This is a genomic window from Actinomadura madurae, assembly GCF_900115095.1.
Taxonomy (GTDB): domain Bacteria; phylum Actinomycetota; class Actinomycetes; order Streptosporangiales; family Streptosporangiaceae; genus Spirillospora; species Spirillospora madurae.
In genome coordinates this window covers 1-6,596 of the sequence record NZ_FOVH01000044.1, presented here as the reverse complement: position 1 = coordinate 6,596, position 6,596 = coordinate 1, and the positions used below count along the sequence as shown (strand labels likewise).

Genomic DNA, 6,596 nt, shown 5'->3' with positions numbered 1-6,596 from the left:
TCTCCCACCGCACGAAGTACCAGTACACCGTCTGCCAAGGCGGGAAGTCGGCGGGCAGCTGCCGCCACGGGCATCCGGTGCGCACCACGTACAGCACCGCGTCCACGATCTCGCGCCGCGAATGCTTCTCCGGGCGCCCGCCGCTGCCGGCCGGTGGCAGCAGCGGCTGCACCAGCGCCCACTCCTCATCGGTCAGGTCCGACGGGTAACACGACGTCCGAGCCATCGCCACACCCTGCACGAACCGGCACACCGCATCACGCAGACACACCGACCGAGATCAACTTCTCAAACACGCACTGAGTCCCTGCGTAGCCCGGCCCGGTCGAGGAACTCCCCGACCGTCAGGGCGGCGGGAAGCCGCTCGGCGACCTCGGCGCGCAGTTGGTTTCGAAATTGAAGGAGCGCGGTGTAATCAGGTACCGCGCCGGGAGCCGGACGATCGAGATGATGTAATTGCTGCTCCTCCGCCGCCGTCCCCGGGCGCCCGGCCGTGGCCGCCGATGCTTCCACGCGCGGCGGGAAGTGGTGTGACAGGGCTTCGAGCAGGTCCTGGCCGGCCTTGGCCGGGTCCTCCCAGTACCGGGCGACCTTGGTGTTGAGGGCCAACTGCTCGACGTACGCCTGTTGCTCCATCTGGACCACGAACACGCGGACGCGCCCGCCGACCTGGGCGGCTCGTGCGATCTGGTGCACCCAGGCGCTGCCGACCGCCAGCCTGGTCGCGCACACCACGATCGGTGCGTCCGAGGCCAGTGCCTGGGAGACCTCCTTGACCAATGATTCGCCGACCATCACCGTTCCGTGGTGGGAGACGTGGTATCCGGCGGCGGCGAGCGGAGTCACCAGCGCTTGGGCGAGGTCCTCATCACCTTCCTCGTACAAGACGTAGACGGTCTGGATGCGCATGTGTCACCGGATCGCGCTGGAGAGCGCGTCCACCCCGCTCGCCCAGTCGGCCACGAGGTCGGCGTACCTCATGTCGGCGATTATCGCGGGCGGCTCGCCTCCGGTCAGCCGGGCGGGCAGCAACCGGACACCGTGGCCGTCGAGCTGGCGCGCGAGCGTCGACATCCACTCCCGCCCCATCCACGGACTCAGTGAACCGGCATCGGAGTAGCACAACACCACATACGTCGAACCGGACAATCCGGCGTTGATCTTTCCGACGATGGAGTCGCCGGTACCGATCTCCCACTCATCCAGCCAGACCTTGTGGCCTCGGCGCTGCAACTCCAGGGAAAGCCGTTCTGCGGGCTTCCGGTCCGTGCCTCGGTGACTCACGAAGACATTCGCCATTGACGACCTCCGCTCTTGCCGGTCACGACATCCTAGGCCTCCTTCCACCGACGGACATCGGAAGTAATCCTTCTGAAGCTTCCTAGCCGCCGAGCGCGCGGACCATGCGCATGATCGTCTCGATCTGCTGGCCGCCCTTCATGTCGTAGGACGCGTCACCGCCGTACCCCCACCAGTTCCAGCAGCCCTGCGGGTTGCCGCCCGCCCAGCTGGACGCGGTCGCCTGCGGATACAGCACGATCACGCCGTTGGTGTCGGCGTACTCGTTGAGGTAGGTCTTCGTCGCGAACGTGTTCCCGATGACGCTCCGCCCCTGCTGGCACCCATGGAGCGCCACCATCAGCCGGCAGGACGCCGACGCGCAGCCCGCCGGGATATAGGCGAACCCCGTGGCGTCCATGCTGATGGACGAGGCACTCCCGCCCGGCGCGTAGGCGTTCTGGTCGAACTCCATGAGCGTGCCCCTGGGCGAGGAGGCCGGCACCGAGACCGAGCCGAACAGATGCCTCAGCATCGCGCCCACGGGATCGCCGGAGCACTTGTTGATGTACGGGGTATAGGTCGCCGAGCACGGATTGGGCCCGATGGGACTCACCCACGCATGCCCGGCCGGCGACGTCTTGTCATACGAGACTGCGGCGCCGAAGTTTCCGTAGAACCTGGCGAGCCCGTCGTTCACGGACTGCTTCACGGTGGAGTCGTTCGTCCCGTGGAAGATCCATACGGGATGCCCGGACAGGTTCGCCACGGGATCGATGCGCCCCTGAGCGGCCCGATCCCGAGCCGTCCGCTCCAGCTCCGCGGGATTGTCGTCGTACAGGTCGTTCATACACGCGAGCTGCGCGGTGACCACGCTGCCCCGCGCGCAGTGGTACGCCCCGGCACTGAAGATGCCGGCCCCCTTGAACGTCCCGGAGTAGGCCACGTGCAACTGGTCGGCCATATAACCGCCAGACGACACCCCGCTGACGTACGAGGTGCTGATCGAATGGCGCGGAAGCGCCTCAGCGACGGCCGCGGACGCGGGGGCTGCGGCGACCGTCGCGAAGGTGAGTGCGAGAGCCGCGAGAAGCGAGGTGGTTTTCATGGCGGGACCTCCTCGGTCGGTTTAACCAACTGCTCTTGGAGTTTTGTCGCCCTGTTGCCGCTGGGGGGCGGCCTCTTTGCTGCCTTTCTGCGTCTTTCTGGGGGACGGATGCTCCCAGTGGAAGGAGGGAGTGATGAGCAAGGCCAAGACAATGCCGGAGTCAGGCGCGCAGCCGCCCAAGCGCAGGCACCGCGTCTTCCCGTGGATCTTCCTGGCGATCCAGGTCGGCTTCCTGATCTGGGTCATCGGCGGAATCACCGATCGGGGCTCGTGTGAGCCCGGATACCAGGACGCCTGCGATGCGGGCACCGCGATCGGGGTGGGGCTGATCATCGCGCTCTGGGTGGCGGTCGACATCATCCTCGGGTTCACCTACCTGGTGTTCCGGATGTTCAGGAGGTGAGGGAGCAGGTATTGGTGGGGTCGCCGGATGTGGGGCGGGGGAGTGTGGTGCTCCTCGGCGGGGGTGTGCCGTCCTGCGTCCAGGACTCCAGGGCCGTGAACGCGGTGCGTATGCAGGGGAGGAGCGGGCGCAGGCGGGTGGGGTGGGTGTCGTACAGGCCGTCCACGTGGTTGGCGGCCTCGACGCGGTAGTAGCGGTAGGGGGCCTTGCCGCGGGTGCGGACGAGTTTCGCGTAGACGTCGGAGTCGGTGGTGATCGGCAGGAGCGAGTCGTACGTTCCGTGGAGGGTGATCAACGGCTTGCGGATCCGGCCGGTGAGGGACACGCGGGCGACGGCCCGGTGGACGTCGCGCGGGCGGGCGGCATAGTTGTAGTCGGTCTCCTTTCCGGTGTAGGCGGGGTCGAATTCCTCGCGGTAGATGCGCTGGGTGAGTTCCCAGTAGACCTGGTCGTGGAATGGCCAGAGGAATTCTGAGCCGGGGGCGAGGCCGGCCTTCAGGAGCGCTTTGTGGGCGGCCGGGTCGCCTGTGGCGGCGTAGGACGGGTAGGCGCGGAGGACGGACGGCAGGTACGTGAACAGGTTCGGGCCGTTGGCGCGCCAGAGCGTGCCCTCCGCGTCGATTCCGCCGTCGTACAGTTCTGGGTGGTTCTCCAACTGCCAGCGGACGAGGTAGCCGCCGTTGGAGATCCCGGCTGCGTAGGTGCGGCGGGGGAAGCGTCCGTAGCGTTTCGCGACGACCTTCTTGGCGGCTCTCGTGAGCTGGGTGACGCGGTCGTTCCATTCGGCGACGGCGTCGCCGGGGCGGCGGCCGTCCTCGAAGAATTCGGTGCCGGTGTTGCCCTTGTCGGTCGCGGCGAAGGCGTAGCCCTTGGCGAGGGCCCAGTCGGAAATCGTGAAGTCGTTGGCGTACTGGCGCCGGTTGCCGGGCGAGCCGGCGACGACGAGGCCGCCGTTCCAGCGGTCGGGCAGGCGGATGACGAACTGCGCGTCGTGGTTCCAGCCGTGGTTGGCGTTGGTCGTGGAGGTGTCGGGGAAATAGCCGTCCAGTTGGATGCCGGGGACGCCGGTGGGGTTGCGAGTCCCGGCGGCGTGGAGGCCGGCCCAGTCGGCCGGGACGGTGTGGCCCGAGCCGGTCGTCCCCGCGGTGGTGAGGTCGTCCAGGCAGGCGGCCACCTGCTTCTCCGCTCCCGGGACGGTGATCTCGCAGCCCGGCCTCTCCTGCGCGTGCGCGGGCGCGGGCGCGGTCAGGGCGGCGGCGACGGCGCCGGCGGTCAGGACGGTGCGGACGATCGGCATACCGGCTCCTCGGGGAGGGACGTCAGGTGCCCGTCATGGTGAGCGCCGGTTGTGACCGCGACCACGTGGCCGGTCCACATATCGCCGAGATCCGCCATGTGCCCCCGGTCGTGACCTGCACATGATGTGGGTCACGGCCGTATCGGAGCGTCCGAATATGGGGTGGCCTCACATGGTCCGGCCCGCGGGCGCGACCTAGCGTTCCCGGTCACGGCGGCCCGGTGTGGTCCGGGTCACCGACGACGAGCGCGAGGAGGACGCATGGGCGATCCCGCCCGGGAGGCCCCGGTCCTGGAGGCGCGGGGCCTGGTCCGGGAGTTCCGCGGCTTCCGCGCCGTGGACGGCGTGGACCTCGACGTCGCCGAGGGGGCCGTCCACGCGCTGGTCGGGCCGAACGGCGCGGGCAAGACGACGCTGTTCAACCTGCTCACCGGGTTCCTCAAGCCGACCGCCGGCAGCGTCCGCCTCGGTGAGCACGAGCTGGCCGGCCGCCGGCCGGAGCGCATCGCGCGACTCGGGCTGGCCAGGTCGTTCCAGATCACGAGCCTGTTCGCCGAGCTCACCCCGCGGCAGCACGTGGAGCTCGCGCTGGCCGGGCGCAGCGGCCTCGGCTGGCGGTTCTGGCGGTCGGACAAGGCACTCGGACGCTACTCCGGACGAGCCGCCGAGCTGCTCGGGCAGGTCGGCCTGGACGGGCACACGGACGTTCCGGCGGGCTCGCTGGCATACGGCCGCAAGCGCGCCCTCGAACTGGCGCTGGCCCTCGCGCTCGACCCGAAGGTGCTGCTGCTCGACGAGCCGACCGCGGGCATGGGCGTCGAGGACGTCGGCCGGACCGTCGAGCTCATCAGGAAGGTCCGCGACGGCCGGACGGTCATTCTGGTCGAGCACAACATGAGCGTCGTCTCCAGCCTCGCCGACCGGGTGACCGTCCTTCAGCACGGCCAGGTCCTCGTCGAGGGCCCGTATGCGGAGATCCGTCACGATCCGCGCGTGGTGACCGCCTATCTGGGAGACTCCAATGCTGCGCATTGACGGGCTGTCGGCCTGGTACGGCGAGGCTCAGGCCCTGCGTGAGGTGTCGATGCACGTCGACGAGGGCGAGATCGTCACGCTGGTGGGCCGCAACGGCGCGGGCAAGACCACGCTCCTGCGGTCGCTGATGGGTCTCCACCAGGGAGTGTCGGGAAAGATCCGGTTCCAGGACGAGGACATCTCCGCCCTGAGCTCGCACAAGCGCGCGCGGCGCGGCCTCGGCTACGTCCCGGACGACCGCGGGATCTTCGCGTCGCTGTCGGTGGAGGAGAACCTCACGCTGCCGCCCGTGATGGGCCCGAATCCCTGGTCGCTGGAGCGCGTGTACGAGACCTTCCCCAAGCTCCGGGAGCGGCGGCGGTTCCCCGGGACGAAGTTGTCGGGCGGTGAGCAGCAGATGCTCGCGCTGGCCCGGGTTTTGCGGACGGGTGCCCGGCTGCTGCTGTGCGACGAGCCCACCGAGGGCCTGTCCCCGCTGATCGTCCAGCAGATCGGCGACATCCTCCGGGAGGTCAAGGCGGCCGGGGTGACCGTCCTGCTGATCGAGCAGAACGTGCACTTCGCCGCCACCGTCGCCGACCGCCACCACCTGCTCGCCGAGGGCCGGATCGTCGAGTCCATGGACAACGACGAGGTCCGCGCCCGCGAGAGCGAACTCCTCCAGTACCTCGGAATCTAGGGAGACCCCGATGAGACTTCTCGGACGTTCGGCCGCGCTCGCGACCGCCGGAGCGCTGCTGGCCGGCTGCGCGGGCGGACCCGGCGGGGGCGGGGGCAAGATCAGCGACGACAAGATCGTCCTGGCGGTGCTGACCGACCAGTCCGGCGTCTACGCCGACCTGTCGGGCAAGAACGCGGTCGAGGCGGTGAAGATGGCCGTCGCCGACTTCAAGGCCAAGTACGGCGACAAGGCGGTCACCGACGACATCCAGGTCGTTTCCGCCGACCACCAGAACAAGCCGGAGATCGCCAACTCCAAGGCGCAGGAACTCTACGACCGCCAGAAGGCGGACCTCATCGTCGACGTTCCGACCTCGTCGGCCGCGCTCGCCGTCGCCACCGTCGCGAAGAACAAGAAAAAGGTGTTCATCGACGTCGGCGCCGCGACGACCGAGCTGGAAGGGAAGCAGTGCAACAAGTACACCTTCCACTACGGCTACAACAGCTACATGCTGGCGCACGGTACGGGCGCCGAGGTGACGAAGGACGGCGGTAAGAACTGGTACATCGTCTACCCGGACTACGCGTTCGGGCAGGACATGGAGAAGACGTTCACGGCGGCCGTGAAGGGTGCGGGCGGCAGCGTCGTCAAGAGCGATCCCACGCCGTTCCCGAATGACAACTTCTCCACGTTCCTTTTGAAGGCGCCGGGTCTGAAGCCGAAGCCGCAGGTGCTCGGGACGATGCAGGCGGGCGGTGACCTGGTCAACCTGGTGAAGCAGTACAACGAGTACAAGCTGCGCGACAAGGGCGTC

9 protein-coding genes are annotated in these 6,596 nt (G+C 68.4%); 4 read left to right on the top strand and 5 right to left on the bottom strand.

The annotated features are described in order from the left end of the window. The 4 genes from BM339_RS47260 to BM339_RS47245 all read right to left on the bottom strand — a co-directional run. Positions 1-226 (bottom strand): transposase (locus BM339_RS47260; RefSeq protein WP_143118909.1); only part of this gene is annotated, 226 nt, incomplete at its 3' end. Positions 227-288: 62 nt separating this feature from the next. Next, a complete protein-coding gene (locus BM339_RS47255; RefSeq protein ID WP_075025105.1) occupies positions 289-909 on the bottom strand; it encodes a TIR domain-containing protein in 621 nt (206 codons plus the stop codon). A gap of 3 nt (positions 910-912) precedes the next feature. After that, entirely contained in the window at positions 913-1,299 is a 387-nt protein-coding gene (locus BM339_RS47250; RefSeq protein WP_075025104.1) for a toll/interleukin-1 receptor domain-containing protein, read from the bottom strand. Positions 1,300-1,381: 82 nt separating this feature from the next. Beyond that, complete coding sequence (locus BM339_RS47245) at positions 1,382-2,386, bottom strand: extracellular catalytic domain type 2 short-chain-length polyhydroxyalkanoate depolymerase (RefSeq protein WP_075025103.1); 1,005 nt, start codon at positions 2,384-2,386, stop codon at positions 1,382-1,384. 133 nt (positions 2,387-2,519) lie between these two features. Between BM339_RS47245 and BM339_RS47240 the strand changes: the two genes are divergently transcribed. Continuing rightward, positions 2,520-2,789: a hypothetical protein gene (locus BM339_RS47240; RefSeq protein ID WP_021597631.1), complete on the top strand. Its 270-nt coding sequence runs from the start codon at positions 2,520-2,522 to the stop codon at positions 2,787-2,789. Here the strand turns inward: BM339_RS47240 and BM339_RS47235 are convergent. Beyond that, on the bottom strand, positions 2,779-4,086 hold the full coding sequence (locus tag BM339_RS47235) for a tannase/feruloyl esterase family alpha/beta hydrolase (RefSeq protein ID WP_075025102.1): 1,308 nt from the start codon (positions 4,084-4,086) through the stop codon (positions 2,779-2,781). The genes BM339_RS47240 and BM339_RS47235 overlap by 11 nt on opposite strands. Positions 4,087-4,347: 261 nt before the next feature. On the opposite strand from BM339_RS47235, the gene BM339_RS47230 reads away from it, so the two are divergent. The 3 genes from BM339_RS47230 to BM339_RS47220 all read left to right on the top strand — a co-directional run. After that, positions 4,348-5,121 (top strand): ABC transporter ATP-binding protein, encoded by a 774-nt coding sequence (locus BM339_RS47230; protein ID WP_075025101.1) that lies wholly within the window; start codon positions 4,348-4,350, stop codon positions 5,119-5,121. Further along, positions 5,108-5,800, top strand: coding sequence for an ABC transporter ATP-binding protein (locus BM339_RS47225; RefSeq protein ID WP_075025100.1), 693 nt, complete (start codon positions 5,108-5,110; stop codon positions 5,798-5,800). Before BM339_RS47230 ends, BM339_RS47225 begins: the two co-directional genes overlap by 14 nt. A gap of 10 nt (positions 5,801-5,810) precedes the next feature. Then, positions 5,811-6,596 (top strand): ABC transporter substrate-binding protein (locus tag BM339_RS47220; RefSeq protein ID WP_177287949.1); only part of this gene is annotated, 786 nt, incomplete at its 3' end.

Coding starts and splice junctions, on each gene's coding strand:
- BM339_RS47255 (WP_075025105.1), bottom strand. CDS start 909: ATGCGCATCCAGACCGTCTACGTCTTGTACGAGGAAGGTGATGAGGAC.
- BM339_RS47250 (WP_075025104.1), bottom strand. CDS start 1,299: ATGGCGAATGTCTTCGTGAGTCACCGAGGCACGGACCGGAAGCCCGCA.
- BM339_RS47245 (WP_075025103.1), bottom strand. CDS start 2,386: ATGAAAACCACCTCGCTTCTCGCGGCTCTCGCACTCACCTTCGCGACG.
- BM339_RS47240 (WP_021597631.1), top strand. CDS start 2,520: ATGAGCAAGGCCAAGACAATGCCGGAGTCAGGCGCGCAGCCGCCCAAG.
- BM339_RS47235 (WP_075025102.1), bottom strand. CDS start 4,086: ATGCCGATCGTCCGCACCGTCCTGACCGCCGGCGCCGTCGCCGCCGCC.
- BM339_RS47230 (WP_075025101.1), top strand. CDS start 4,348: ATGGGCGATCCCGCCCGGGAGGCCCCGGTCCTGGAGGCGCGGGGCCTG.
- BM339_RS47225 (WP_075025100.1), top strand. CDS start 5,108: ATGCTGCGCATTGACGGGCTGTCGGCCTGGTACGGCGAGGCTCAGGCC.